This window comes from Pseudomonas sp. 05N36, assembly GCF_056397385.1.
The window spans coordinates 110,414-136,895 of the sequence record NZ_JBFTNH010000006.1; the positions used below are offsets into that span (position 1 = coordinate 110,414).

General features: G+C 58.3%; 17 protein-coding genes. 9 read left to right on the top strand and 8 right to left on the bottom strand.

Going from position 1 to position 26,482, the window contains the following annotated elements; all coding sequences use genetic code 11:
• Positions 1-235 precede the first annotated feature (235 nt).
• From AC1DIH_RS10835 to AC1DIH_RS10845, 3 genes are all read right to left on the bottom strand, one after another.
• The gene (locus tag AC1DIH_RS10835; protein WP_477771666.1) at positions 236-607 is read right to left on the bottom strand and encodes a DUF6124 family protein; all 372 of its coding nucleotides are present in this window, start codon (positions 605-607) and stop codon (positions 236-238) included.
• A 409-nt stretch (positions 608-1,016) separates the two neighbouring features.
• Positions 1,017-3,428, bottom strand: coding sequence for a glucose/quinate/shikimate family membrane-bound PQQ-dependent dehydrogenase (locus tag AC1DIH_RS10840; protein ID WP_477771667.1), 2,412 nt, complete (start codon positions 3,426-3,428; stop codon positions 1,017-1,019).
• 209 nt (positions 3,429-3,637) lie between these two features.
• Positions 3,638-5,020 (bottom strand): carbohydrate porin, encoded by a 1,383-nt coding sequence (locus AC1DIH_RS10845; RefSeq protein WP_477771668.1) that lies wholly within the window; start codon positions 5,018-5,020, stop codon positions 3,638-3,640.
• Between the two features lie 334 nt (positions 5,021-5,354).
• Here AC1DIH_RS10845 and AC1DIH_RS10850 point away from each other — a divergent pair, with 334 nt between their 5' ends.
• Together AC1DIH_RS10850 and AC1DIH_RS10855 are read left to right on the top strand one after the other, a co-directional pair.
• Positions 5,355-5,585, top strand: a complete 231-nt coding sequence (locus tag AC1DIH_RS10850; protein ID WP_019693422.1) for a VF530 family protein — start codon at positions 5,355-5,357, stop codon at positions 5,583-5,585.
• Between the two features lie 9 nt (positions 5,586-5,594).
• A complete protein-coding gene (locus AC1DIH_RS10855) occupies positions 5,595-6,248 on the top strand; it encodes a Pr6Pr family membrane protein (RefSeq protein WP_477771669.1) in 654 nt (217 codons plus the stop codon).
• A gap of 161 nt (positions 6,249-6,409) precedes the next feature.
• Here AC1DIH_RS10855 and AC1DIH_RS10860 read toward each other — a convergent pair whose 3' ends face one another.
• Both AC1DIH_RS10860 and AC1DIH_RS10865 read right to left on the bottom strand, forming a co-directional pair.
• Positions 6,410-7,195 carry a siderophore-interacting protein gene (locus AC1DIH_RS10860; RefSeq protein ID WP_477771670.1) on the bottom strand — a complete coding sequence of 262 codons (786 nt, stop codon included), beginning with the start codon at positions 7,193-7,195 and terminating at the stop codon, positions 6,410-6,412.
• Complete coding sequence (locus AC1DIH_RS10865) at positions 7,192-7,770, bottom strand: PadR family transcriptional regulator (protein ID WP_477771671.1); 579 nt, start codon at positions 7,768-7,770, stop codon at positions 7,192-7,194. Before AC1DIH_RS10865 ends, AC1DIH_RS10860 begins: the two co-directional genes overlap by 4 nt.
• 571 nt (positions 7,771-8,341) lie before the next feature.
• Between AC1DIH_RS10865 and AC1DIH_RS10870 the strand changes: the two genes are divergently transcribed.
• The 7 genes from AC1DIH_RS10870 to AC1DIH_RS10900 all read left to right on the top strand — a co-directional run bounded on the left by AC1DIH_RS10870 (position 8,342) and on the right by AC1DIH_RS10900 (position 16,646).
• On the top strand, positions 8,342-8,848 hold the full coding sequence (locus AC1DIH_RS10870) for a CS1 type fimbrial major subunit (RefSeq protein ID WP_477771672.1): 507 nt from the start codon (positions 8,342-8,344) through the stop codon (positions 8,846-8,848).
• A 111-nt stretch (positions 8,849-8,959) separates the two neighbouring features.
• On the top strand, positions 8,960-11,479 hold the full coding sequence (locus tag AC1DIH_RS10875; protein WP_477771673.1) for a TcfC E-set like domain-containing protein: 2,520 nt from the start codon (positions 8,960-8,962) through the stop codon (positions 11,477-11,479).
• 31 nt (positions 11,480-11,510) lie between these two features.
• On the top strand, positions 11,511-12,779 hold the full coding sequence (locus tag AC1DIH_RS10880; protein WP_477771674.1) for a hypothetical protein: 1,269 nt from the start codon (positions 11,511-11,513) through the stop codon (positions 12,777-12,779).
• Between the two features lie 43 nt (positions 12,780-12,822).
• Positions 12,823-13,563, top strand: a complete 741-nt coding sequence (locus AC1DIH_RS10885; RefSeq protein ID WP_427532945.1) for a molecular chaperone — start codon at positions 12,823-12,825, stop codon at positions 13,561-13,563.
• Between the two features lie 15 nt (positions 13,564-13,578).
• Positions 13,579-14,079, top strand: a complete 501-nt coding sequence (locus AC1DIH_RS10890; RefSeq protein ID WP_477771675.1) for a CS1 type fimbrial major subunit — start codon at positions 13,579-13,581, stop codon at positions 14,077-14,079.
• Positions 14,080-14,112: 33 nt separating this feature from the next.
• Positions 14,113-15,375 carry a hypothetical protein gene (locus AC1DIH_RS10895; RefSeq protein WP_477771676.1) on the top strand — a complete coding sequence of 421 codons (1,263 nt, stop codon included), beginning with the start codon at positions 14,113-14,115 and terminating at the stop codon, positions 15,373-15,375.
• Positions 15,376-15,416: 41 nt separating this feature from the next.
• Positions 15,417-16,646, top strand: a complete 1,230-nt coding sequence (locus AC1DIH_RS10900) for a hypothetical protein (protein WP_477771677.1) — start codon at positions 15,417-15,419, stop codon at positions 16,644-16,646.
• A 71-nt stretch (positions 16,647-16,717) separates the two neighbouring features.
• Here the strand turns inward: AC1DIH_RS10900 and AC1DIH_RS10905 are convergent, their stop codons facing one another.
• The 3 genes from AC1DIH_RS10905 to AC1DIH_RS10915 form a co-directional block, all read right to left on the bottom strand.
• Positions 16,718-21,568, bottom strand: coding sequence for an NEL-type E3 ubiquitin ligase domain-containing protein (locus AC1DIH_RS10905; RefSeq protein WP_477771678.1), 4,851 nt, complete (start codon positions 21,566-21,568; stop codon positions 16,718-16,720).
• Positions 21,569-21,974: 406 nt separating this feature from the next.
• Positions 21,975-25,124 (bottom strand): transglycosylase domain-containing protein, encoded by a 3,150-nt coding sequence (locus AC1DIH_RS10910; RefSeq protein ID WP_477771679.1) that lies wholly within the window; start codon positions 25,122-25,124, stop codon positions 21,975-21,977.
• 301 nt (positions 25,125-25,425) lie between these two features.
• The gene (locus AC1DIH_RS10915) at positions 25,426-25,884 is read right to left on the bottom strand and encodes an REP-associated tyrosine transposase (protein ID WP_477771680.1); all 459 of its coding nucleotides are present in this window, start codon (positions 25,882-25,884) and stop codon (positions 25,426-25,428) included.
• Positions 25,885-26,482 lie beyond the last annotated feature (598 nt).

Consider the following 26,482-nt stretch of genomic DNA (forward strand, 5'->3'; position numbering starts at 1 on the left):
CCCCTGATGAACACCTCCACTCGGCCTCCCGAAAGGGGCGGGTGGATCAAAATCAAAGGCAACAGCACGGCGGCCTACCGGCCGGCCTGAGTGGTTGGGGCGTGTACGGTTTTAGAGGCTGATGTACATCGATCAAAATTGTGAGCGGGCTTGCTCGCGAAGGCGGACTGGCAGTCAACTGAGATGTTGAATGTGATGAACTCTTCGCGAGCAAGCCCGCTCCCACAATCCGGCGCTACCGCTCTTCTGGCTGATCGAAACTATCCAGTGCCCGATTCACCAACAGTTCCCCCAACGAGACCATTTGCTGAATCGCCAACGCCACATGTCGGCGCGTGCCTTCAAGCTCAAACGCCAAATCGCTGGCCAGCACATTGACCGAGGCGAGTGTTTCCGAGGCATGCGCCAGCAGGGTTTCGTTATCCAGATCGGGGATGACCGCGAAGATGTTGGAGGGACGTTTGTCGGGCAGATTGCCCTTGTCGAACGGTGGTTTCAGGTAATGATCCAGCGCCCGTTCGGCAGCGTCGTGGAGTTTTTTCGAGTCGGTGGAGGCGTAAGGGGAAGTGCTTGGGGTTTCAGGGAAATCGGGAGAGACTTTGTGCATGGTGACGCTCCTATGTGCACCTGGAGTGTGTTCGGACGGTCAAACCCGGTCGCTGAATGGGCAGCGACCACCAAAGACTAGTGATGCGGCTTCCCACCAGCAACCTTAAATACATGTCGGAAGCTTCTCTGGGTCCTACGTTCCCGCGGCAGTTTAAAGACGGTGCAGGACTACTCCCGTAGCAGCTGCCGAGCCTGCGAGGCTGCGTTCGAGGACGAAGTCCTCGCAAATCCTGCATCCACATTTTACCTGGAAGAACGCGCGGTCTGATTCAGCGACTGCTTCGCAGTCGAACGCAGCCTCGCAGGCTCGGCAGCTGCTACGGTTCAGAGCGTGGGAACGATTCCATCGGCCACAAAAAAGGCGACTACCTCGCGGTAGTCGCCTTCGTTTTAACTGCGGTTAACGCTTATTCCGACAGTTTGTAAGCGATCACATAGTCGCCCATTTTGGTGCCCAGCGAACCATGGCCGCCAACCACCAGCAGGACGTACTGTTTGCCGTCCTTGCCGGTGTAGGTCATCGGCGTGGCTTGGCCGCCGGCCGGCAGGCGCGACTTCCAGAGTTCCTTGCCGTTGTTGACGTCATAGGCGCGCAGGTACTGGTCCAGGGTGCCGCTGAGGAAGCCGACGCCGCCGGCGGTGACGATCGAGCCGCCCATGCTTGGCACGCCGATCGGCAGGCCGATAGGCAGTGGCGAGCTGTCGCGGCTGGTGCCGTTCTTGCGCTTCCACACCACTTTGTTGGTGGTCAGGTCGATACCGGCGACGTAGCCCCAGGCCGGAGCCTGGCACGGTACGCCGAATGGCGACATGAACGGGTGCATGGTCACCGCGTATGGTGCGCCGGTGTTGGGTTGGATGCCCGAGGTCTCGCTCTCGCGCTTGCTCCCGGCAGCCACTTCAGCCTGCGGGATCAGTTTGGAGACGAACGCCATGTAGTTCGGGCTGGTGAACAGCATCTGGCGAACCGGGTCGAGCGACACGCTGCCCCAGTTGAACACACCAACGTTACCCGGATAAATCAAGCTGCCCTGCAATGACGGCGGGGTGTACTGGCCTTCGTAGCGCAGTTGCTTGAACTGGATGCGGCAGAGCATCTGGTCGAACGGGCTGGCGCCCCACATGGCCTTCTCGGTCAGATCCGGAGCGAGCAGGTTGAGGTCCGAGCGAGCCTGGGTCGGCGCGGTATGGTCGCCGGTGACTGCACCTTGCGGCGCCGGCACTTCGCGAATCGGCACGATCGGTGTGCCGTTGCGACGGTCGAGCACATACAGGCTGCCCTGCTTGGTCGGTGCGATCAGCGTCGGCTTGATGCCGTCGGCGGTCTTCATGTCGAGCAGGGTCGGCTGGCTGCCGACGTCCATGTCCCACAGGTCGTGGTGAGTGAACTGGAAGTTCCAGCGCACCTTGCCGGTCGCAAGATCCAGGGCAACGATGCCGGCGCTGAATTTTTCTGCGCCTGGCGTGCGGTCGGCACCCCACTGGTCTGGCATCTGGTTGCCCAGCGGCAGGTAGACCATGCCCAGTTTTTCGTCGACGCTGGCCAGCGACCACATGTTCGGCGAGTTGCGGGTGTAGGTCTTGCCCGGAGCCAAAGGCTCGGTCGCCTCAGGGTTGCCGCTGTCCCAGTTCCAGACCAGGTGACCGTCGCGGATGTCGAAGGCGCGGATTACGCCGGACGGCTCGTTGGTCGACTCGTTGTCGGTGACGTGACCGCCCATGATCACCAGATCACGGGTGATCGCCGCCGGCGAGGTGGCGTAGTAGCCGCCGGGAGTGAACGGACCGATACCTTGGGTCAGGTCAACCACGCCGTGATCGCCGAAGCCTTCGCAGACTTTGCCGGTGTCGGCGTTCAGCGCGATCAGGCGAGCATCGGCGGTAGGCAGGTAGAGACGACGCGGGCAGGCTTGCGCAACCGCTTTGCCAGCTTCGGAGATGACGGCGGCCGAAGCGTTGTCAGCCTTGGCGTAGGCGTTCTCGTCGTAGTAGGAAACGCCACGGCAGGTCATGTGGGCGAAGCCCTTGAAGCCTACGGGGCTCTTGATCTGCGGGTCGAAGCGCCAGATTTCCTTGCCGGTGTCCGGGTCCAGCGCCAGCACCTTGCTATGGGCGGTGCAGGCATAGAGCATGCCGTTGACCTTCAGCGGGGTGTTTTCGTTGGTCAGCTCCACCGGGTCATCGGCGGTCGGCAGGTCGCCGGTGCGGATGCGCCAGGCTTCTTGCAGCTTGCCGACGTTGGCCGGGGTGATCTGCTTCAGCGGCGAGTAGCGGTCGCCGAATTCGGTGCGGCCATAGGCCTGCCACTCGCCTTCGGGCATTGCTGGCGCGGTGCTGGTCATGTCGGCAGTGTCGCGGCCCAGCTCGCCCATGATCTCACCCGGGTGGGTGAACTGGCTGGCAACCGCGGTGGCGCCGGCCAAAACCACGGCCACGCTCAGCGCGGCAGTGCCCAGCGGAGCGGCGCCGTCACGCAGCAGCGGACGGCGGAACCACGGCAACAGCAGGACTACGCCAAGGGCGAACCACAGCGACAGACGTGGCACCAGTTGCCACCAGTCGAGACCGATTTCCCACAGCGCCCACACCGTACTGGCGAACAGCACCACGGCGTACAGGCCCAGCGCCGCACGGCGGGCAGCCAGCAGCAAAATCCCGGTCAGCACCAGGCCGATCCCGGCCAGCAGGTAATACAGCGAGCCGCCGAGCATGCTCAGCTTGATCCCCCCGGCCAGCAAGGCCAGGCCCATTAGCAGAAGCACGATACCGAGCAGGCTCGGTAGCAGGCGGCTTCGACTCAAAGCACCATCAGTGCTCATAGTGTGGTTCTCCGTGACGTTTAAGTAGTCCCGCGCCTGTTCACTGTAGATGACGATCAGGCACGGGCAGGTTTCAGTACAAAAAGCTCAGTGATGCATTCCTTGTGGGAGCGGGCTTGCTCGCGAAAGCGATGGGTCAGTCAACATTGATGTCGAAGCTGACGGCCCCTTCGCGAGCAAGCCCGCTCCCACAGGTTCTGTCTCGTTGGTTAGAACGACGACTGGATTTTGATCCCGCCGATCAGCGCGTCATCGACCTCATTCACGCCACCGGGATGGCGGATGTATTGCAGGTTCGGGCGCACGGTCAGCCAGTTGGTCACATGCACGCCGTAATAGAGTTCGGCGCTGTATTCGGTGTCTTGCGGCGGCAAGAAGGACGGGTCGTTGTAGTCGAAGACCGCGTGTGCCTGGTTGATCGCCTCGGCGTTTTTACGGAAGGCCGGGTTGACGTGAACCCGGGCCATGGCGAAGCCGATGTCGTCCTTGCTGCGGGCATCGAACAGGCCTTTGTAGACGACGCCGGCCTGGACATAGTTGTCGACGGCGTTGGTCTTCTTGTCGTGCATCGTGCCGTTGGCAAACACACTCAAGCCCCGCGAGTTATCGCTGGCGCGGCTGGTCAGTTGCTGCTGCACGCCCAGCCAGACGCCGTGCTTGCTCGATGCGCTGCGGTAGGGCTGACCACTCAGGGCGGCGGGCTGGCCGTTGCTGTCCTTGTAGACGTCGGTGGCCTTGGCGCTGCTGTAGTAATAACCGGCGCGGTATTCGCCGGGCAGACCGTTGAGTTTCGGTGTCCACACCAACTCCACCGGCAGCACCGTGCCTTGGGTGCCGCTGCCGCTGAGCTTGAAGCCGTTGTCGCGATCCAGGTTCGACGGGTTCTGTTCATAGGCGCCGATTTGGGCGTAGAGCTCGGGCGTCAGGTGATATTTGACCCGCAGCGCCCATTGGCTGACTGGCCAGTTGTACCAGATGCCACCAGCCCAGTTGCCGACCTGGGAGCCGCAGAACGCCAGGTTCTGGAAGTCGCAGGGGAAGCTGTTGAAGTCTTCGCCTTCGCCAAAACGGCCGGCCTTGATGTCGAGTTTCTGATCGAAGAATTTCTGCTGATACCACATCTGCGTCAACCGGGTGGTCTGGCCACGGCCCCAGACTTCCTGGGCGGAGGTGAAACCGCCGACACGCGGATCGTTGACCCGGTCGTTGCTGATGTTGTTGCCGCTGCGTTCGGTGAGGGTCAGCTGAAATTCAGCGTCGTGCCAGCCGAGGATTTTTTGCAGGTCCAGGTGCGTGCCGAGGCCGAACTGGTCGCTGTAGCGCGCGGTGCGGTCGTGGTCGTAGCCGCCGTGCAGGTTGCTGCCCATCTCGCCGGTGTAGTCGAGCTTGAAGTCGTAGCCTTTTTCCGCGAGTTCGGTGCGTGTGCCGTTCCAGTCGCCGAGCATCCACGGTGAGTCGCTATCGAATGCAGGGGCAGCCTGAGAGTAGGCGGCAAGACTCAGGGCGCTGAGCCCACCGAGCAGGGTTATGGCTTTTCGGGCAGCAACAGTTGGGAAGACAGCGCTGTCTCGCAAAGTCTGAATGTCAGGCATAGAGAAGGAATTCTTGGTCTTTTAGGGGAAGAGAGCTGAACGCTGCGAGGGGGAATCGGGCAGGTGAAGCGATTCAGCTTTTAGGCTTGCAAGGATAATGATCTGTAACAAAGAGAGAAAGGGCTTTTCTTGACATGGATCATTTCGGATTTGGTAACAGTGTGCAGTCATCCTTGAAAAGGTCGCCGCTCCACGTAGGACGGTGTACACCCGCAGGCTACGATCATTCAGAGTTCACCTACATTTAACCGATAGCGCACAGAGTCCTTCCACCGCAGGACACCCTCGGCTAAGGTGCGCGACTTCCTCTACTTTCTTCGTTCAAAGGCCCGGCATGACCGAACAGAACACCAACCCGCTGCACGGCGTGACCCTGGAGCAGATCCTTAACACGCTGGTTCAACACTACGAATGGTCGGGGCTGGCCGAGCGCATCGACATTCGCTGCTTCAAGAGCGATCCGAGTATCAAGTCGAGCCTGACCTTCCTGCGTAAAACCCCGTGGGCCCGTGAGAAAGTCGAAAAACTCTACGTGAAGTTGATGCGCACCAAACGTCCGCTCTAAGGAATATAGATGCCCGCCGAGCCGACTCGACTGTCGCCCGTCATGAGCCGTTTTACCCGCTTGGCCGCCGTGCTTGGCTGGCTGGGATTGAGCATTCAGCTGTACCTGGTGTTTTACGGTCGCTGGAGCGTCAGCGCCAGCCAACTGGGTGGACTGGTGAGCTACTTCAGTTACTTCACCGTCCTGACCAATACGCTGGTGGCGACGGTGCTGACCTGCGCCGTGACTTCACGCGAGTCGAAAGGCCGTACGTTCTTTTTGCAGCCGTGGGTCAGCAGCGGGATTGCCGTGAGCATTACCCTGGTCGGCCTGGCGTACAGCCTGTTGTTGCGGCATTTGTGGCATCCGCAGGGCTGGCAGTTCATCGCCGACGAGCTGCTGCATGACATCATGCCGCTGCTGTTTCTGTTCTATTGGTGGCGGTGCGTACCCAAGGGCACCTTGCGCCTTGGGCACATCGGTTTGTGGGCGATTTACCCGGTGCTGTATTTCGCTTTTACCTTGCTGCGCGGGCACTCGCTGGGGCTTTACCCGTATCCCTTCATTGATGTCGAAAAACTCGGTTATCCCCAGGTGTTCATCAATGCCAGCGGGATATTGCTGGGGTTTGTGCTGATTGCGCTGGTGGTGATCGGGCTGGATCGCTGGCGCGGACGGTCGTAGCGGTCACAGAGCACTTTTGTGGCGAGGGAGCTTGCTCCCGCTCGGCGGCGAAGCCGTCGTAAACCGGGCGATGTGGTCTGCCTGATACAACCCGATTGAATGGCTTTGGGGTCGCTTCGCGACCCAGCGGGAGCAAGCTCCCTCGCCACAGGTGTCCGTCATTACTCCTCGTCGCTGTCGTCGAGTTTCCAGTAGCCCACGGCTTTCACCTGGTCCTGACTCAAGCCCTTCTCGTCCAGCAGCACGCGGCGGATCTGTCGTGAGGCTTTGGACTCTGTCGCGATCCACGCATACAACTCGCCACTCGGCATCGGCAGCTGTTGCACGGTGGTCAGCAGGTGGTTTTTACCGGCTTCGCGCAAGACCCAGATCACCTTGACCTGCGCCTGGCTCTCGAGGATTTGCTGTTCGGCACCGTTCTCGATTTCCACCACCACCAGCGCGCGACGGTTGGCCGCCAGGCCTTCGAGGCGGCGGGCGATGGCGGGCAGGGCGGTCTCGTCGCCGATCAGCAGATAACTGTCGAACACGTCCGGCACGACCATCGAACCCCGTGGCCCACCGATGTGCAGGAACTGGCCGGGTGTGGCCTGAGCCGCCCAGGTCGAGGCAGGGCCATCGCCGTGCAAGACAAAGTCGATGTCCAGCTCCAGCGTGTCCAGGTCGTAACGACGGGGCGTGTAGTCGCGCATCGCCGGCAGTGGCCCGTTGTCCTTGCCAGCACCGAGCACCAGGGTTTCCAGTGTGGCGAGTTCTGCTGCGGTTTGCGGGAAAAACAGTTTTACGTGGTCGTCGGTTCCGAGGCTGACGAAGCCGGCCAGCTCCGGTCCGCCGAGGGTGATCCGGCGCATGCGCGGGGTCAGGTCGACCATCCGCAGTACTTCCAGGCGACGGCGTTTGAGTTCGTGGCTGACGCGGTGAATGGTTTGCACGATGACGTCGGTCATTCGGCCTTCTCCTGAACAGATTGAACGACAGGGCCATCGACGATGGCTTTGGCGGTGTTGTTGAGCAGGTCGCGCACCCGCAGGATTTCTTCCGGGCTCCAGCGGCCGTGATGCATTTGCAAGGCGTGCCGCAGGTTGTGCACCGCTTCGTGGATCTCGGCCGGGCGGTCGTGGCCGCGCAACGAGCGCTTGCTGACTTCGATGCGCATGCGCACGCCGTCCAGGGCAATCGCCTGCTCGCTTAATGACAAACGTCCGGCGTCGGTGATGCTGTAGCGTTTTTTTCCACCTTCGGCGTCGCCCTGGATCATTTCGCTTTCTTCAAGGAAGGTCAGGGTCGGGTAGATCACGCCGGGGCTCGGGCAGTAGGCGCCGTCAAACATGCTTTCGATCTGGCGGATCAGGTCATAGCCGTGGCACGGCTGCTCGGCGATCAGCGCCAGCAGCAGCAGTTTCAGATCGCCGGGGGCGAATACCCGGGGGCCGCGTCCACCGCGTTCGCGGCCGGGGCCAGGGCGTTTTTCGAAACCGTCGCGGCCGTCAGCGTGCTCGCGGTGGGAATGATGGTCTCTCATTTCTTGGGTTCTCTCGTCGTATTTAGATACAACTTAAGATATATCTTATCTGGAAATCAAGAGCCCAAGACGAACGGTTCGAGGCCATCGCCTGGGGGGAGATGGCTGGCTTGATCCCGCTACGGACCGGAGTTTCATGCCGTCGGTATCGATAAATTGCATTGTTTTATTCAGGTGGGCTGACAGAAATTAGTGTTAACTCTCTAATAATTGTTTTGCCGGCCTTAAAAGGCGAAGAGCACTGTCGTCGTTCTGCAAAGATTCAACGGCGGGCACTGCTGTATTGTATTTTTAGTAAAATCTGTAGGTAGTCCACCTCTTACAGTTACTAATGCTTTTTTGTTATTTTTCGGGTTTTTTCATTATCGCTCCGGGTCGTATTGACTACCTGTTCATCGGACGTTGCCTGCTTACTTTCCTAGGCGATTGATCGATCATGTCTCGGCGTTGAAAGTTCAAACAAATAGTCGTTTCGGTTGTGACAGGGTGTCGTGCACTTTCAGCACCTGAATACCTCCGTTTGTTCGAACTTTTAATTGTCCAGCCCATTTGAAATAACAGGTATTTAACGATGTTCAAGAAAATCGCAATCGCTACTCCATTGGCCATCCTGGCGTTGAGTTCTTCGATGGCTTTTGCTGCTGACGAAATGCGCAGCACTATCAACATCAAGGCCACTGTCCCCACTACCATCTTCCACGCTCAACCGAGCAACAGTAATCCGGACTTTGGTAAAGATGAAACGATGGGCTACAACCTTGTCAGTGGCGAACTGGGTGCCCTGCGCGCCGTTTACGACGTTAAGCATAGCGATCCCAACGGTTCGATCCATGCGTTCGTCGAGGGCGGTCAAAGTGCGGCCTCCCTGTACAGTGGCAGCAATGCCATTCCGCTGACCGTGACCTTCAATGGCGTTGAACTGAGCGAGGTGGCCAAAGAAGTTGTTAATGCCGTAGATTCCACTCCGGGCACGACGGCTGACATGATTGTTTCTGCTGCAAAACCTGCTGGCGGGCACCCGGCTGGTAATTATAACGGTACCTTTGCAGTTGTTTTCGAACCTGTCATAACGCCTTGATCTATCTGTGTTGAATAAGGTCTGCTTTGTTCAATAACAAAACCGATCGACCGGCTATTCCAGACGGTCGATCGGGCTTTAACTTATTCATGTAATCAGAGTATTCCGTTCATGTTCCCGATGACTCCCATCGCGGCTGCGCTTGCTTTTTTTTTATGTGCGGGCGCACTCGCCGCGCCGACTGTCGCTACAACGCCGCGAAGTTTGCTCGCTCAAGCCAAAGGTTTGCCCGCGGAGTTCGAAGAACACTTCTTTGATGTACCGTTGGCGGTTCGGGTGGAACTTGATCAACAGTTTCTCGGTGAGGCGATGATCGTGTTGTCCCGTGATGATCGCATCACCCTGCTTGATTTTTCCGATGTGGGCGACAGCCTCATTACCGCCAGTGAGCGTGGAATCTGGGCTGCTTACTTACAAAAAGGTGTGCCCCTTGGCGCCTGCGAAAGCACGTGCCCGGAGCAGATGCTGGCCATCCATTACAACCTGGAAAACTCCCTGGTTTCGATCGCCACCGAAAACGCCGAGCGTGACACGCAAGCCAAGCGTTATTACGACCAGCCGGAAGGCGGCAGCACCGGGTTGATCCTGCGTAATCAACTGAACCTCAATGGGGGGCAGGACCAGGACCTCGGTGGCCGTTATGGCCTGGAAACCAGCAGCAGCCTGGGTAACTGGAGCCAGAGGTTCAATCTGCAATTGGCCCGTTTGGGGGGGGCGGATGATCAGATGTACCGCGCGATACACGAACTCTACAGTCAGCGCGAGCTTGATGGCAGCTTCCTGCGCCTGGGCTATTTCACGCCCAATTCCGAAGGCCTGAGCCGTCAACCGCGTTCGTTCGGCGCCAGCCCCGACACGGTGGTGGGGGCGATGTATGGCAGCTCTGACAGTTTGGCAATCAACAACCCGAAACCTGCGGTGTACCCGATTTATGTCACCGCCAACCGGCAGGCCTCGGTGGAGATCTACCGTAATGGGCTGATGATCAACACCCAGCCGGTGGACGCGGGGTTGCAGACGCTGGATACCCGACCGCTGCCCGGTGGTATTTACGAGGTGGAGGTGCGCTTGATCGAAGACGGTCAAATCACCTCGACGACCCAGGAGTTGGTGTACAAGCCCGGCAACTGGCGTAATTACGATGAACGCTGGCGCTACAACCTGTTTGCCGGCGAGGAAAGCAAACTGTGGAGTAACTGGCAGGATCAGGCTTCCGGCAAAATGACCGCGGGTGCCGCGTTCAACTATTTGCTGCACCCGCGAGTGATACTCGGGGTATTCGGGCGTCAGGTTCGAGAGACGATGCAATACGGTTCGTCGATAGACTGGACGGTGGCCAACAACGTCAGCCTGTTCTCCAATGTCTATCAGACCAAGGACCACGGCACCGGTCTTGATGTGCAGACGATGTACAACTATGGCGCCGGCAGTCTGTTCCTGAGTCATAACCGCAGTTGGCTCGACACCACCGACATCTTTGAAACCCTGCCCGACGGTACGCGGGTGCGCCAACGCAATGTGTTTGTCGGCCAGACCAGCAATTCGTCGTTGTCGCTCAACCACCGCGTTACCAGCAAAAGCTCGTTCAATGCGCGGGTCTCGCATAGCGAGGGCAACGTTGAAGGGATGGGGCTGGACCTGGGCTGGACCCAACGCAGCACGCTGTTCGGCAACGATGCCCACTGGCGTTTTTCGATGTTCGACCGACCCGGCAGCATCAGCAGTGGCGACTCGCGCAATCGCGGGGTCGACCTGACGCTCAGCCTGGCACTCGGCAGTCCCGGTGAGCAGTTGTCCGGCAGCATCGGTTCACGGACCTCGCGTGAGGGCGGTCGCGACAACAATGCCTCGCTGACCTACCGCAAAGACCTGAAAGACCATGTGCTGCAAAGTGTCTCGGCCACGGCCATTACCGACACTTACGGTCTTGGCCTGTCCGGTACCACCAGTTTCAGTAACGACTCAGCCAATGGCGATGCTTTCTTCCAGCGCTCTTCGTTCAACAGCAACCTGACCGGTGGCTTGAACCTGGACAGCACGATTGCCGTCAGCGGCAAGCACATGGTCATGACCAACCAGCATCAGGGCAGCGGTGCCGGGATGATCGTCGATGTGGAGTCCGATCTCGACCAAATCGCCCTGCGCGCCGATGACCTCAGCGGTGGCAGCGCCCGTCTGCGTCCGGGTCGCAATTTCATTCCGATCACCGCGTACAAGAGCAGCTCGGTGAGCTTCGACTTCGAAGGCACCGATGTACCGGCGGCGACCATTCAACCGGTGCGCACCAGCTATCACCTGAACAAGGGTGGTGTGGACTACCGCAAGATCCGCGTGATGAAAACCCTCACCGTGCTTGGGCGCCTGGTTGACCCCATGGGCAAGCCGCTCAAGGGCCATCACATCATCAACCACGCCAGCCGGGGCGTCAGTGAAGTGGACGGCTTCTTCTCGATGGAAATGAACGCCGGCTCGCCAACCCTGGAAGTACGCCACGGCAGCCAGTTGCTGTGCCAGTTCCGCCTCGATCCAAGCGTTGGGCGCACTGAAAACAATGTGTTGATGATCGGGGATTTGCGCTGCAGTCCAGACACGCTGGCAGATGTTGGCGATGCCGTGCAGAGCGCCGGTTGATGAAGGCCGCTCAATTTCTGGAGTTCACAAAATGATTCGTTCATTGACTGCGCCATGGCGCTCGGCAAGAACGTGTTTCACCGCGGCCTGCCTGGTTGTCACGCCGTTGCAGGCGGGAGCGGTGGTTAAACAGATCACCGCCACGTTCAACCCTGACCCGAGCAATCCAAATAAGAATGAATTCAGGAACACGACACCTAATAGTGGATTTTGCATAGATCATCGGAACATCTGCGAGGCTCACAAGATATTCAGTGTGCGCGCCTTCCTGAGCTTTCCGCACAACGGCCCTATTGAGCCCAACCATTCGGATGTACGAAAGGGCGCGATGATCAAGACGCCAGCGACCTGGCGCACCTTGATGGTCAGGGAGCGCACGAGCGGTATAGAGGCGCCAGTTGAGATTCGTATTGCCGGGATGGGCGGTACTTATTCGCTCAGTGAAGATGTGAGGAAACTCACGGGCATCGACAGAGATGAGTTCGCGGCTCATCGTGCGTTGTGGACGACGGGTAGTTGGAACTCTGCGCCGAACCCCTGTGTGGCGATTGGCACCACGATTGGTAGCCATGTTGCCTACAGCTTCTTCTGGCTGACCCCCGAGGAAGTGGTGTGTGACAAACAGTCCAGGTTCCTGATTCCCGGTTTTGCATTCCGGTATCTCGACTTCACTTATGAGTTGCGAACACCGGATCCTCTCAAGATGCCCACCGGCGTCTACGAGGGAACGCAGATCTACTCGATCGGTCCTAACGGCGATTTCGACCTTGGTGACATCGTCGTTCCCCCGGACGCAATCATTCAGCTCGACTTCACCCTGACAGTCGAACACACCCTCAAAGTCGAGATTCCCCCCGGTGGCAATCGGGTCGAGCTGTTGCCACAAGGCGGCTGGCAAGCCTGGTTGCAGCAGGGGCGCAGACCCGCACGGCTGTTCCGGGACCAGACTTTCACTATCTCGGCCAGTACGCGCTTCAAGATGAATCTGGAGTGCCAATACAGCCCCGATGGCAAAACCTGCGGTGTGCGTGATGCCGTTTCCGGGCATGCAGTACCGCTGAACGTCAGCGTCAGTCTTCCCCACGGCCTGTCCGACGTCGGCGGGCTACCGGTCAATCGTCGGCAATTGCTGCGCGATGGCAGCGGAACTGAACTGTTCCAGCCGGGTTTTTATGTCGACCGCAAACCGGGAACCCTGCATTTCGAAATTCCTCCAGACGACGTGGCAGAGATGATTCGTCCCGGATCACAACGGCAGTACTCGGGAAGCGTGACGGTTATCTGGGATTCAGACGTTTAGTTCGTCGCGGTATTGCGGCATTCATTCAACGAGGGACAGGACTATGAAACGCCTGGTGGCATTATTTGGTTTTTGCTTATTCACCCAGACGGCCCACGCTGGCCCGAGCATCAATGTCGGGACGGTGTATGACTATCTGGATGGGGACAAAAGTACCTACTTGAAACGCGTGTTCAATGGGGGCGACAGCACCGCATTCGTCAAGGTCAATATTCTTGAAATCATTTATGACGCCGATGGCACGGCACGGGAAGAGCCGCTCAAGACCCAGGCCGACGCCACCGCCCGTGATGGTTTGATGGCCAGCCCGGCCCGACTGATCGTGCCGGCCAGTGGCATGCAGGGCACGCGCCTGTTGTATATGGGCGAGCGTGAAAAAGAGCGGTATTTCCGGGTGCGTTTCGTACCGGTGGTGCCGGAGAAGGAAGACGAATTCGCCGTCTCCAGCCAAGACCGTGAGGATTACAAGAAAGGTTTGTCTGCCGGGGTCAATGTGCTGGCCGGGTACGGCACGGTATTTTTCGTACGACCCAAGGAGACGCGCTTCGACAGCGCGATCGAGAACGATGCGAGCAACTACCGGATTCGCAACAACGGCAACAGCGTGGTGGTGATCGATGAGTTCAAGGACTGCTCGGTGAAAAACGAACAGGACTGCCAGCCAACGACCAAGCATCACATCCTCGCGGGCCGGACCTTTCAGTTCGAGAAACAGGCCGGTCGTGAATACCGCTTCACCCTGGTCGAAGGCGAGAAAAGCAAAAACCTCGATGTGAAGGGATAACTCCGGGTGATGACCATGCTCAAGAAACTGACTGTCGTGCCTTTGTCGGCTGTTGCCCTGTGGGTATGCACTTCGGCGTTTGCAGCCCGCGAGGTGCATCATTTCGAGGTGTTGGTGACGATCCCGAGCCAGGCGTTCTACGTCATTCCCGCAGACCCCGGCTGGATACATCAGGAGCAGCAGTTGCCCTGGAATCTGGTGACCTCGACCTTGGGCGGCTTGCGCAAGCATTTCGATGTCAAGAATGAAGCCGGTTCGATCAAGGCCCGGCTTGAAGGCAGGCCTTACCTGTCCAACGGCACCGATGCCCATGACATTGGCTTGCGTGTGCTGTTCAACGGCAGGTTATTGAACGAGCTGGAAAGCACTGAAGTGGTTTCCCTGAACGAGGCGGCCCTGGGCAAACGGGTTTTGCTGGAAGTCGTGCCCGTGCCGCCTGCCGACGGGGTTTACAAGCCCGGGAATTACTTTGGCAGCGTCAATATGATTTTCAACGCGGTGTTGCCGGGTGCTTGATACCGATTTCACTGATTCTACGAGGCTGAAAGGATGAGCCGTTTTCAGGCGTTCCAACGATGTGCAGGCCGCTGTGCAGGTGCGGGTCTTTTCTTCTCGGTGTGGTTGTCATCGGCCTGGGCTGAGGAGGTGTCGATTCAAGCCTCGTTCAGACCCGACTCTGGCAACCCGCAACGCAATCAATTCAAGAATGACACGCCTTCCAGTGGTTACTGCGCCAGCTATCCCAGTGAGTGCAGGGACAACGGAATGTTCAGTCTGCGGGTACCGATTCAGTTCAACTCCAGTGTGCCAATCCTTGCCAATCATGTGGATGCCCGGCATGGAGCGATGATCAGAGTCCCGGCACAGTGGCGGGAGTTGACCGTCTATCATGAAGCGACCGGTGAACCAGAGCCGGTAAAAGTTCGAATCACGGGTGTGGGCTCTCAGTACGTCACCGATGATGTGATCAGCCTGGTGGGTGGGGGGAACGACTATCGGGTAGCCCACAATCAATTGTGGGGTCTCAGTTGGGTAAATGCTCCATCCCCTTGCTTATACAGTGGTGTGGGTGGATATACGCCTCAGCGGTATACCTTTTTCTGGAAAACGCCAACGGACGGTGCATGCCTGAAGCAGGCGAAATTCAATGTGCCGTGGATGCGCTACGAATATCTCGATTTTGCTTATGAACTGGTGACACCCAACCCGCTGGGCATGTCCTCGGGAAAGTACCAGGGGAGCCTGACGTACATCGTCGGCCCTTATGGGGACTTCGATATGGGCGATGTGATGTTGCCCGATACATCGACCCTTACCCTGAGTTTCACCCTGGATGTGCAACACACACTCAAGGTTGATGTTCCGCCGGGCGGCAATCGGGTTGAACTGGTCCCGCAGGGTGGCTGGCAATCCTGGTTGCAACAAGGCCGTAAGCCGACGCGCTTGTTCAGAGATCAAACGTTCGCTATTTCCGCGAGCTCGCGTTTCAAAATGAGCCTTGAGTGTCAGTACTCCCAGGACGGTAAAACCTGCGCTGTCAGAGAGCCCGTTTCCGGCCATTTCGTACCGCTGCACGTTGCCATAAGTCTTCCCCATGGCCTGGCAGACAGTGGCGGGCAAGCCGTCAATCGTCGGCGGTTATTGCGTGATGGCAGTGGCACCGAACTGTTCCAGCCGGTTGTTTATGTGGACCGAAAGCCCGGAACGCTGCATTTCGAAATCCCTGCGGATGAAGTGGCCGAGATGATCCACCTCGGATCGCAACGGCAGTACGCGGGCAATGCGACGGTCATCTGGGATTCGGAAGTTTAGAGGTTGTAGTCGTTGGAACCATGGAGTGGAGAGTGCGAGTCATGCAAGCATTAAAGGTATTGAGAGCCAACAGAACATCGGTATTGGCGGGAGTGATTTTGTCAGTTCTCGCATCGTCAGCCAGTGCGGTCACCGTGGAGATGACCGCCGTGTTCCGGCCTGATCCGGCAAAGCCGATGCAAAATGCTTTCGTAAACACAACACCACAAGGCGGTTATTGTGGCGATCATCCGGCCTATTGCGAAAACGGGGTCTTCAGCATCGCCTTGCCGATTCGTTTCAAGTCGATCGCCCCCATCCTTCCACTGCATGACGAACGTCAGGGCCCGATGTTCAAGGTGCCGTCGTACTGGAAAGAAGTCACGGTCATCCATGACGGAACCGGTCAACCCGAGACGGTTAAAATGCGCATCAACGGTATAGGCGCGGCCTATACGATCAAGGATCCTCTGCCGGTTGGTATCTGGCAAAGTACCTGGGTAAATGCTCCGCCACCCTGTCTCTATGGTGGAGTGGGTTATGGTACCAGCCGGTACTACGCGTTTTTTTGGCGAGTGCCGGCTAATGCAGGCGTTTGCTTGAAACAGGCACAGCAGCTGATTCCCGAGTCACTCCAGTTTGCCTATCAGGATGCAAGTTTCTCCTATGAACTGGTTACCCCCGATCCGCTAAAGATGTCGACCGGCACTTACCGGGGTGTATTGAACTACACCGTGGGGCCTTATAAAGACTTCGACACGGGCGATATCCTGTTGCCCGATGATGATTTGATTTCCCTTAATTTCACCCTGACGGTCGAACATACCCTGAAAGTCGATATTCCTCCCGGTGGCAATCGCGTTGAACTGGTCCCGCAGGGGGGATGGCAGGCCTGGTTCACGCAGGGACGCAGACCGACACGGCTGTTTCGTGATCAAACATTCAATATTTCGTCGTCGAGTCGCTTCAAGATGCTCGTGGAGTGCCAGATTACGGGGCTGTTCGATTGCATGATCCGTGACCCGGTTTCACAACGCGCAGCCGTGGTGCAGCTCAGTGTCAGCCTGCCCAACGGCTTGACGAACCTCAGTGGGCAACCGGTCAATCGTCATCCGTTGCGTGTGGGCCAGGCGAATGCGCAAAAATTCAAACCCGGGTTTTATGTGGATCGGGCTCCAGGTGTGTTGCACTTCGAGATTGCAAGCTCTTACGTGGACTTCATGTTGAGACCCGGTGTAGCAGCCAACTATTCCGGGACTATCACGGTGATCTGGGACTCCGAAGTGGGATAACCGTGAGGCGCGAACCGGTTTTCCGGTAAAGCCCTGAAGGCGGGGCCGGGAGCCTTCAGGGCGGGTTACCTCTACGCGGCCTTGTGCAACGCCTCGCGCGTCAACCGCCTGCTCAACTGCTTCTCCTCGTAGCCAATGTCGTTGAGCAATCCTCCATAGACTTCATCGCTCATGTCCTCATCGGTGAGCACAACGCTGTCGTCGACGTTAAATTGCCGGGCGAGGTCCTGGACGCGCTGTTTGAGTGCCCGTCGTTGAGCAATCTGCATGCCTTTGGAACGGACCCAGGCGTGTTGGGCTTCGCGCAACTCATCCAGCAGGTCGGTCTTGTTTTCGTACAGTCGGGCATTGCGGCTGAACTCGATCGGGTAGGTGTCACGCAGGTATTTCTCCCAGAAGGGTTGCTCGATCATTGCATTGATCAGTCCATCGCCACTCTCCATCGACGTCACGGTGTCAAAGGCGGTGTCGAGCTTGGCTTGTTTGACTGCCGCCCGTTCGTGGTAGCGCATGGTTATCGACTGCCAAGGCAACTCCAGGCGTTGGGCCAGCCCGGTTTCAAACGCCAGAAACACCTCGACTTCATCCGGGTTCGCCTCCTCCACACTCTCCGGGTGTTCGTTGCGTCGGCGAAACTCTTCGCGCGCGATGTCATCTACCCGCTCCAGGCGAGCGGCGCCTTTGGCCAGGTTGACCAGGCGGCTTTCAAGGCTCGCGCCCGACGTCGACAAGGCATAGGCTTCGGATGCGAGCACCTTGATGCCCATATGGTTGAATACCTGGGCCCCCGCATCAGCGCAGGTGGTAGGCGCTGTCGCCATCTCGAACAGTTCCTTGCGCAACGTGCTGTCCAGGTCGATGGCCTCGATCATTCGCCATACCCGGCTGCTGAGCTGTCTGCGCAATTCACCGCCGGCCTGGTAATCGGCCGAGCGGGTCTGCTTCTGGATCAGCTGGAAAAAACCTTCAGAACCCGGTTCGGTCATCAAGTCGTGCCAGGCTTCCTGCCGGAAGGTGCCCAGCCCGGAGACCTCGGAGCTCCACCATTGAGAGTCGTCGTTCATCGGCCATTGGGCCATCGCATCGGTAGCGGCGTCGGTATAGAGCTGCTCGGGAGAAATGCCGACCGAGCGCCGATACTCTTTGAAAATGACCAGATTTACCTCTGAAAGATTCCTTTCGTACAAACGGGTTCGTGCCACGATGAAGGCATCCTCCGAGCCGGGTACGACGGTCGGCATTTTACTGATCGGGTTCTCCTGCAGATCCAGGAAAAAACCACGCGGTCGAGGCTTGCCGATGGGCGCGAAGAGGCCGTCGGGCCACGTGGTTGCGCCCGTGTTGCTCAAACTCAGGATTCTCAGCTTGGGCATGCGTTCAACGTTCGGCAGCCTCGACAGTTTCGGGTTGTCATCGAGCCTGAGCGTTTCCATGTGGGTCAGGTTTCGCAGTTGTTCGACAGCCGGGGGTGTCAACGTGATGTCGTTGTTCATCAGACGCAGTGTTCGAAGAAAATGCATCTTGCCAATACCCTCAGGCAGCTGCGTCAGCCCGCAACTCCTGGCACTCAGTTGCCGAAGATGGGGGAAGTCCTTCAACAGCCCGGTGGAGGTTGCGGAAAAGGTCGTGCGGTCCAGGTTCAAGGTGCTGACCTGATCGAGGTAGTGCTTGATATCCGGCAGCTTTTTCCACCAGCGTTCGAGATCAAGCACATCGAACTCGGTTGACAGATCCAGCGCATAACCGCCATCGACGGTGGTACTGCGTTCGCCGAAGACAGTGGGTTTTCTTTCAAAACAATCGACCAGCCGTTCGCAAATGTGTAGCCCGCCGCCTCGCAGGAACCCTTGTCGATCCGGCCCCCACGTATCAGGTTGCTGGTAGCGCCAACGATTGAGCAGCACGCGAAGATCATCCAGCTCGCGGTCCAGTCGTGTCAGTGTCCGATGCCCTTGCTCTTGCGAGCCCAGGGACCGAACAAAGGTATTGACCTCCCTGTCGTTGAAGTGGGGGTAGAGGTCCTGCACCCGTTCAGTGAGCGTGGCAGCTGTGATGGAAAGGCCGGGGCCGCGCAACAGCAGCATGTCTTCATGGTCAGCCAACGGCCGGATCGGCGGTGCGGCGAGTGCTGTGCGGCGTTCGGCAGGCGTCTCGGTCTTGACCATCACCCATTGTTTGAAAAAGGCTCCCTGGCCGGGTCGATAACCCAATTGCGTTTGTTGGTTTTTCGGCAAGGCCTTGAGCACGGCTTCGAAAAAATCAGCGGCTGCATGCAGCTTGTGGTTTTCGGCGTCCCAGACTTCGAATTGGTTCACGTCATCCCTGACCAGCACCCGGACCGTCGGCGCGTCCGGCGCACCCACACTGTTGCGCAGTGGCCCGGCATCGCTGCCTTCGCGAACCTCGATGCGCAATTGCGCGAACGTGTCGGTATGAATCCTGAGCGCGTTCAGCACCAGGCTTTCGGTTTCCGGCACCCACTGCGCGCCGTCGTGAAAGCCTTCATACGCATGGTTGGTCCGGGCTTCGAAGGCGGCTTCACGGGCGCGGCTTTTGAGGCTCAACGGTAGGCGTTGCTCCTGGGTCATGCGCTGGAGGTCCGCACCCTCGCTACTGTTCAACAACGTCTGTGCCGCTCGGGACGGCAGCTCCGGAAATGCCTGGCGAATCAGCCGAACCTGCGGATCGCTGGACGCTTGTGCCCCCTGATACAGCTGATTGACGATATCGGCGTTCAGGCGATTGGCTTCGTCCGCCAGACGATTACGCAGCGCTTGTACCCGATGGTTTTTGGCGATTGGCCCGCCGAGCACAGCGTGCAGTTCTTCTTCGCTGAGGAACTCGACCAGGCTTGGCGCAAACCGGTCGCTCATGATGTTGGCCAGGCTGGTGGAAAGTGTTTGCTCGTCAGTCGCGTCGGCATTGCCGTACTGGCGGAACCGGCCGCTCATGTCGGCGTTTTCATAGACCTTCAGGGCTTTATCCGAAGGCCAGCCGTCCAGGTAAGTCGCCAGCGGTTCAAACCAGTAAGACGATGAGTCCAGAGACAGGCCTGTTCGAATTCGTTCAATGGCTTGCCGGGTCTGGCGCTGGATGTTCAAGCGTTTGAGGCTGTCGTCCAGTAACGGTGGCGGGGCCGTGTTGTCGACATACATCCGGCGCAACGCACCGTCTTCGGTGCCGCTGGCGAGGCGAACATGTTCGAGTTCCGCATCGCTGAAACCGTCCACGGAGTGGCCGAGGCGACGCATCAGTGTCGGGTTCTGCCACGCGCGCGGGTTCTCCGCTTCGTGGGTCCAGGCGCCGAGACCGTTGTGTTTCAACTCGGGCAAATAGGCGTTGGGGCGGTGTGGGTGCTTGACGCGATAGTTGCCGGTCTTCGGGTCTTGTTGCACTGCGTAATGTTTTTCATCCAGCGGCAGAATGTCCTGGCCTTCGTGGGAATGAAGGCCCGATTCGTCAGGTCTGGAGTTGGCCGGTAAGGTGTAATCCGGCAGTTCGTAGGGTTTGAGATCGGGATGCCACAGGCGGGGCTGGCCGTCAGGCAGTTCCACCGGTTTCATGCCCTCGATCAGCGGCGAGAGCTTCAAGAGAGCGAACTGGCCAATCTGCGCGCCCACCGCAAAGGCTGCCAGCTGAACGACGTCGGTCACCACGCCCACGATATGCTCGGCGGCTTCGGTCCACAGGCCCAACGTCATGTCGACGATGCCTTCGATGACGTCGCTGGCAATCTGGTAGGCCGAGTAGACCATCATCAATTCGCCCAGGCCCGGGACGAAGGGGGTGGCGATCAACAGCGCGACGTTGAAGAGGTCCGAGACTATTTTTTTGAAATTCTCCCACCAGGCCCAGCGGGCGTTGCGATCGGTATCGGCGGTGGACACGGCAATGTGTCGGGCGTCATTGAGGATCTTGTTCAGTTTTTGCTGGTAAAGGTGTTCCCATAATTCGCCCGTGATCGGTGCGGCGCTGAAATGCAGACTGGGGTTTGTGACCGGGACTTCTCGCCAGCTAGGCCCTTGGTCCAGCGGTTCTTTCTGATGCCATTTCACCTCGAACAGGCGTTGTTGCAGCCCGCCGAAAAAATGCCCGCGCTCGTGCTGATCGACGAACCGGCTGAAGTACTGCCGGTACGTCATTGCGCTGGACGATATGGCGTCGTTGTCGCGCAGTTGGCGAGTCAGTTCATTCATGAAGTGGACGGTTGAGGGGTACTCTTTCAGTGGATGCTCAGGGTCCTGTGGGACGTAAGCGAATATCGGTACAACCTCGCGAGTGCGGTCCAGGTTCGGCGTAATCAACACGATCCCGGTGAGGCGGCTATTGAGAATGGACAGTTCAGCGAACCGCATCACCCGGCCATGACGGGTGAGGTTGCGCTGGCCATCGAGCATCTTCAGGATCAGGTCGCGGGCATCGGGGTCGATGTCGCCGGTCATCACCGCTTGTTGAGCGGCTGCCTTGAATGAGGCTTTCTCGCTCTCGACGACTTTGAGTTTCAAAAAACTCTGCGCGAGGCCATCGCTGGGCAGCAACCGCTCTTCAAGGTATTGGGTATAGCGGGCACCGATGTCCAGTTCGCGGCACAGGGCCTGGAACTGGGCGATGGACATTTTGCGTTTGATCGGCAGGGTGTCGAAGTGCCCGCGCTCATCGGGCTGGCTGATGAAGTCCGAATCGGGTTCGCAGGTTTCGCTACGTGCGAAGTTGTGTAAAGCGGCGTCCAGCAGCGAGACGGTTCGGGTGACAACACCGGCGGACGTGTTGATGACATACCAAGGGCGCTCCTTGGGTAAATAGAGATGCAAGTAAGTTGTTCTGACATCGGCATCGACGCCGAACTGTTCCATCAGCGCCTGGGTGAGTAAAGGTTCCGCGAACTCATAAATGTTTTGTAACTCTTCAATAAACCGGTCCACCGTGTTCTGCGCAGACCAGAGTTTAAGGTTGGCCTTTTGTAACTGCCTGTGATCGAAGTCTGTGGCTGTGGTTATCCATTGCGCAGCCCCTGTTCTTGCGAGGCTCAGCTCCCGAACCCTTTGCAATGAAGCATTCTTGAAGGCGGGGTGGATCCGACGCTTGATGAAGTCGTAATGGCGGCCTTTATTATCGCCTGCGGGCGGTGCCTGGGGCGCAGAGATACTTCCTTGTAAATCAGACATGCTTTTAATAAACCTTGAGCCGTTATCGGAGTCTCCAGCCTAACTCTCGGGGCTCAAAGTAAAAGTTTGAATTTCCACTGTTAAACAGGCATCCGTACTTATGAAACATTGAAATTTGCAAAGCCGAAAATAACTAATTACTACCCTCTTTGTGTGTTCCGTTTTATTGGCGCTGCGCTACGGTGGCAGGCTGACACAGCGTGTTGCTCCCCGGTTGCAGATACGGCGTGAGAATCGGTGCCATGCCTTTGAGTACCTGTACCGGCAATGCCGAGGTGAATTTGAAGGATTCGGCCGAGGCGCCGGGTACGAAGGCGGTCAGGGTGCCGAAGTGATGCTCGCCAATGTAGAACACGAACGTGGCGGTACGGTTGATCGATTTCGAGCTCAGCACCCGTCCACCGGAGCCGAAGGCTTCAATGCGGTTGTCACCGGTACCGGTCTTGCCGCCCATGGCCAGCGGGGTGCCGTTTGGCAGTTTGAACGTACCGGCGACCCGTTTGGCGGTACCGGCGTCTACCACTTGCGACAACGCTTCGCGCATCGCCGTCGCCACTTCCGATGGCATCACGCGTTTGCCTTTGTCCGGGTCATTGATCACCGTTGTTTCATACGGCGTGCCGGCGGCGAAATGCAGGCTGTCGATGCGCAGGGTCGGCATCCGCACGCCATCGTTGAGGATCGTCCCGATCAGCTCTGCCAGAGCCGCTGGCCGATCGCCGGAGCTGCCGATGGCGGTGGCCAGTGACGGTACCAGGTGGTCGAACGGGTAGCCGACTTTCTGCCAACGCTGGTGAATGTCGAGGAAGGCTTCGATCTCCAGCATGGTCCGGATGCGGCTGTCGCGAGCGCTCTTGTGCCGGCTCTTGAACAGCCAGCTGTAGACTTCCTGGCGCTCGAATTCACTGGCTTTGACGATCTGGCTGAACTTGGCGTCAGGGTGGTTCAGCAAGTAGCCCATCAGCCACAGGTCCAGTGGGTGGACCTTGGCGATGAAGCCCTGGTCGGGCAGGTCGAAGGCGCCCGGCCCGTAGGTTTTATAGAGTTTTTCCAGGCGCTCGTCAGTGAGTTTTTCGTTGAGCTTGCCGGCGGTTCTGTCGATATTCTTTTCGGTGTTCTTGGCCGTTTTCAGGTGCGCGCGCACAAAGCTGTTGAAGCTTTCCTGACTGGCTTCGGGCAACAGGTAACGGTGTACCGCGGCCAGGCGAATCGCCGTTGGGTGCATGCTGTCGAGGAAGGTCTCGAGGCGCGCCTGGGTGTCCTTCTTCTGGTACTTCTTCCAGAAACGCAGTAAAAACGCGGTGCCTTCGTGGTCGGCGAATTGCGCCAGATATTCCTGGCGCCGTGGGTTGTCATCGTCACTGAGCAACTGGCCGCTGCTGTTGGGCCCCGAGTAAGTGCAGTAGCGCACCAGGTCGCGCATCAGGCGAATGAACGGCAGGTTGATCGATTCGCGCAAGGCGTCGCGCAGGGTCGGGCTGCGGCCGTTGTCTTCCTTGCGGAAGTTGTGAAAGGTGTGCAGGCCGCCGCCAGTGAAAAATGACTCGCCGGGGTTGGCCGAGTACGTACGGTTGAGCGCCGCATCGAGCATTTTCGGCAGGCTGCGGTCAGTGTTCTGGATCAGGTAGTCAACGGCCCAGCGGCTAATCACGTCCTGTTCGGGGACCGCGGTTTTTTTCAGCACGGCCGGTGGCTGGTCGCCATAACGGTCGTGCAGTTCGGAGATGATTTGCAGGTAGGAGGTCAACACCCGCAGTTTGGCGGTGGAGCCCAGTTCCAGTTTACTGCCTTCGTTGATGTCGAAAGGCTGATCGGTGCTGTCGGTCTGCACGCGCACGCGCGAGCCATCGGGGGTCCGCTCGAACAGGGTGAAGCTGTAACGCACCTGGGTCGTGCTGGTGGGGGTCAGCAAGTGTTCGCCGAGCAGGCCCAATTGCGCCGCGTAGGTCGGGTCGGCCAGATGCTTGAGGTACTCGGTGGCCTTGGTTTGCAGGTCGTACTGCAAGGTACTGGTGGCCGACAGGTCAAGGCGATCGAGGTCATACAAGGGGCGATTGAGCAGGGCGGCCAGTCGGCTGCGCGCCACACTGATGCCCTTGTTGGATTCGATCGGTTGAATGGTCGGTTGTTGTTGCCAGTCGCGGTAGGTCACTTTGCTGGCCAGTGCGGCAGTGGCCAGCGGTTCGTCGATCACCCCATTTTGTGCGAGCAGGCGGATGTGGCTGTCGGTGAGTTCTACCAGTTCGTCACGGCCATTGGCCAAATAGTGTGAAGGCCGACGCTGGGCGATCATCAGCGACAGTACCTGGCGCAGGGCCAGACCGCGTTGAGACAGACTCTGCGGGTCACTGGCAACACTCGTCAGGGCTCTATTGACCTGATTGAAGTCGGCGCCGTACCACACGCGCAACCCTTCGGCCATGCCATGCACTTCACCGTGGCCGGGTACCGCCGACAGCGGCACGCTGTTGAGGTAATCGCGCACGATGTTTTGACGAGCCGTGAGGGTTTGCGGGCCATCTTGATAAGCGCGCACGCTGGCGGAAATCATCTGGCGGATTTTCTCGCTGCCGGACACCGTGAGGCCATCGGGCGAGTGACGGTATTTTTCCAGTTGAGTGGCCAGGGTGCTGCCACCGGCAGTCTGACCGGGCAGGTGCAACAGTTTGGCGACTTGCGACCAGGCCGCCTTGCCAAAGCGCGGCCAGTCCACAGCGGGGTTGGCCAGGGGTTGTTTAGGGTCGAGCAGGTCGCGGTTCTCGATGAACAGCAGGCTATGCACGACCAGCGGCGGGATCGCGGCAAAGCTCGAATACAGTTGCTGCGGATAGTTGTACTGATACAACGGCAAGGCGCGGCAGTCGGTAATGGACAGGCCGGCCTGGATTTTCTCCGCGTAGGGCACGAAGAAGCCCTTTTCGCTGTAGTCGAACAGTTTCGGTGAGAACCGGGTTTGTGCAGAGATCATGTAGCCACGCTTGAGCAAACGCGGCAAAAACTCACCCAGAGAACTGTAGCCCAGGCGCTTGTCGAAAGGCCCGGCACCCGGATAGAAAATCGAATCGCTGGGCCCCGGTTGCATCGAGTAACTCAGCGATGCAGCAAACTGGCTGAATTCGCGCGCCTGCAGTTTCGAAGTACGCATTTCCTTGGAGGCTGCCCAACCGAGCGCAATCAGAATAATCAGTAACAACAACCAGAACAGTCGCCAGCCATAACGAGGACGGCGAGTTTTTTTCGGTAAAGGCGCTTCTTCCACGCGATCAGTCGGTTCCACAGTTTTACTCGAATCGGATTGCCACAAAGCGCCCATAGTCGATTGATCCATTTACGTAGATTGATCGGACTTGTCTGAAGCTTAGTCGCTGGTTGGAACCGGTGAAAATTTTGTGAATGCAAAAAAATGCGAACCCATCACTGACCGTGGCGAGGGAGCAGGTACCCCCGAACGTCAATGTGGCGAGGGAGCTTGCTCCCGCTGGAGTGCGAAGCAGTCCCGAACCTGCAAGCGCGGTTTGTCAGGTGAATTGCGTTTATCTGTTCTGCGGCGGCTTCGCCCCCGAGCGGGAGCAAGCTCCCTCGCCACAAAAGCAGGAACCGCTCTAATGATGTGTTCACAGCCAGCTTGCATCCCAAAGCGGATAGTCTCCGATGTTTTCCACCAACCCGGCCCGCAATGGGTTGGCGACGATGTATCGGGCGAATGGGCGCAGGTCTTCACCGTCGCGTATTGCCCTGTCGTGGTAACCGCTTTGCCAGAAGGCTCCTGAGCCATTAACCGCTCTATTGATAGTGAGTGTGCTACGAGATTTGATTGATTGCATGACCTGAGACAGGGTGCCTTGCTTCAACTCAAGCAACCAATGGAAATGATCAGGCATGACGACCCAGGCCAGAGAGTCGATTTGATTGCTTTCATGAGCCCGTTTCATTTCTGTTACCAGCAATCGGCCTATACGCCAGTCGGCGAAGAGCGGGCACCGCTGGTGAACGACGGTCGTGACCATATAGGCCCGTCCGGGTTCAGAGTACCTGCCACGGCGTAGACAATGAGAGTTTGGGCGGGGATGCATTCCATTGCGTCCTTAGGTCTGGGGTATCAATTGACCTTAGCTGCCCAGCCATAGAGTCGAAGCTGCCACTGCTGAGTGAAAAGTCCGAAAACACTGAAGTCCTCAATGTGGCGAGGGAGCTTGCTCCCGCTGGAGTGCGAAGCAGTCCCAAACCTGTGAGCGCGGTTTGTCAGGTGAATTGCGTTTATCTGTTCTGCGGCGGCTTCGCCCCCGAGCGGGAGCAAGCTCCCTCGCCACGGAGGCTGGTGGTTGTCAGAGAGTGTTGGGCTAGAGCCATCAAGCTGGTAAATACGGCCTAGGTAGGGGCATGACGCTGCACCATTGCTGTGCAATACTCGGTGCCGTTTCGCTGGCGAGTTCACGGAAGAATCCCAGGTAATGCCCCTCCGCAAATGCGGATTTTGCCGAGAATTCCCGCTGAATCTTGTCGTTTATATAGTGAAAAGCCCTGCGTTGAGCTTTTTATACTGCACGCCCCGCTGATCTTGCAGGTTTTGTCCTACAAGACGGATCTACCCATGACGTGGATCCGGTTTCAGGAAGTCCAGGCTTATCGGTTTGTACTTCGACACTCGGTGGCTATATCCAATAACAAGAC

What these genes read in the sequence shown, in the direction of transcription:
- AC1DIH_RS10850 (WP_019693422.1), top strand. Translation starts at nt 5,355, where the DNA reads ATGACCGAACAGAACACCAACCCGCTGCACGGCGTGACCCTGGAGCAG.
- AC1DIH_RS10865 (WP_477771671.1), bottom strand. Translation starts at nt 7,770, where the DNA reads ATGAGAGACCATCATTCCCACCGCGAGCACGCTGACGGCCGCGACGGT.
- AC1DIH_RS10845 (WP_477771668.1), bottom strand. Translation starts at nt 5,020, where the DNA reads ATGCCTGACATTCAGACTTTGCGAGACAGCGCTGTCTTCCCAACTGTT.
- AC1DIH_RS10915 (WP_477771680.1), bottom strand. Translation starts at nt 25,884, where the DNA reads ATGCATCCCCGCCCAAACTCTCATTGTCTACGCCGTGGCAGGTACTCT.
- AC1DIH_RS10880 (WP_477771674.1), top strand. Translation starts at nt 11,511, where the DNA reads ATGATTCGTTCATTGACTGCGCCATGGCGCTCGGCAAGAACGTGTTTC.
- AC1DIH_RS10855 (WP_477771669.1), top strand. Translation starts at nt 5,595, where the DNA reads ATGCCCGCCGAGCCGACTCGACTGTCGCCCGTCATGAGCCGTTTTACC.
- AC1DIH_RS10870 (WP_477771672.1), top strand. Translation starts at nt 8,342, where the DNA reads ATGTTCAAGAAAATCGCAATCGCTACTCCATTGGCCATCCTGGCGTTG.
- AC1DIH_RS10900 (WP_477771677.1), top strand. Translation starts at nt 15,417, where the DNA reads ATGCAAGCATTAAAGGTATTGAGAGCCAACAGAACATCGGTATTGGCG.
- AC1DIH_RS10895 (WP_477771676.1), top strand. Translation starts at nt 14,113, where the DNA reads ATGAGCCGTTTTCAGGCGTTCCAACGATGTGCAGGCCGCTGTGCAGGT.
- AC1DIH_RS10875 (WP_477771673.1), top strand. Translation starts at nt 8,960, where the DNA reads ATGTTCCCGATGACTCCCATCGCGGCTGCGCTTGCTTTTTTTTTATGT.
- AC1DIH_RS10890 (WP_477771675.1), top strand. Translation starts at nt 13,579, where the DNA reads ATGCTCAAGAAACTGACTGTCGTGCCTTTGTCGGCTGTTGCCCTGTGG.
- AC1DIH_RS10860 (WP_477771670.1), bottom strand. Translation starts at nt 7,195, where the DNA reads ATGACCGACGTCATCGTGCAAACCATTCACCGCGTCAGCCACGAACTC.
- AC1DIH_RS10835 (WP_477771666.1), bottom strand. Translation starts at nt 607, where the DNA reads ATGCACAAAGTCTCTCCCGATTTCCCTGAAACCCCAAGCACTTCCCCT.
- AC1DIH_RS10910 (WP_477771679.1), bottom strand. Translation starts at nt 25,124, where the DNA reads ATGGGCGCTTTGTGGCAATCCGATTCGAGTAAAACTGTGGAACCGACT.
- AC1DIH_RS10885 (WP_427532945.1), top strand. Translation starts at nt 12,823, where the DNA reads ATGAAACGCCTGGTGGCATTATTTGGTTTTTGCTTATTCACCCAGACG.
- AC1DIH_RS10840 (WP_477771667.1), bottom strand. Translation starts at nt 3,428, where the DNA reads ATGAGCACTGATGGTGCTTTGAGTCGAAGCCGCCTGCTACCGAGCCTG.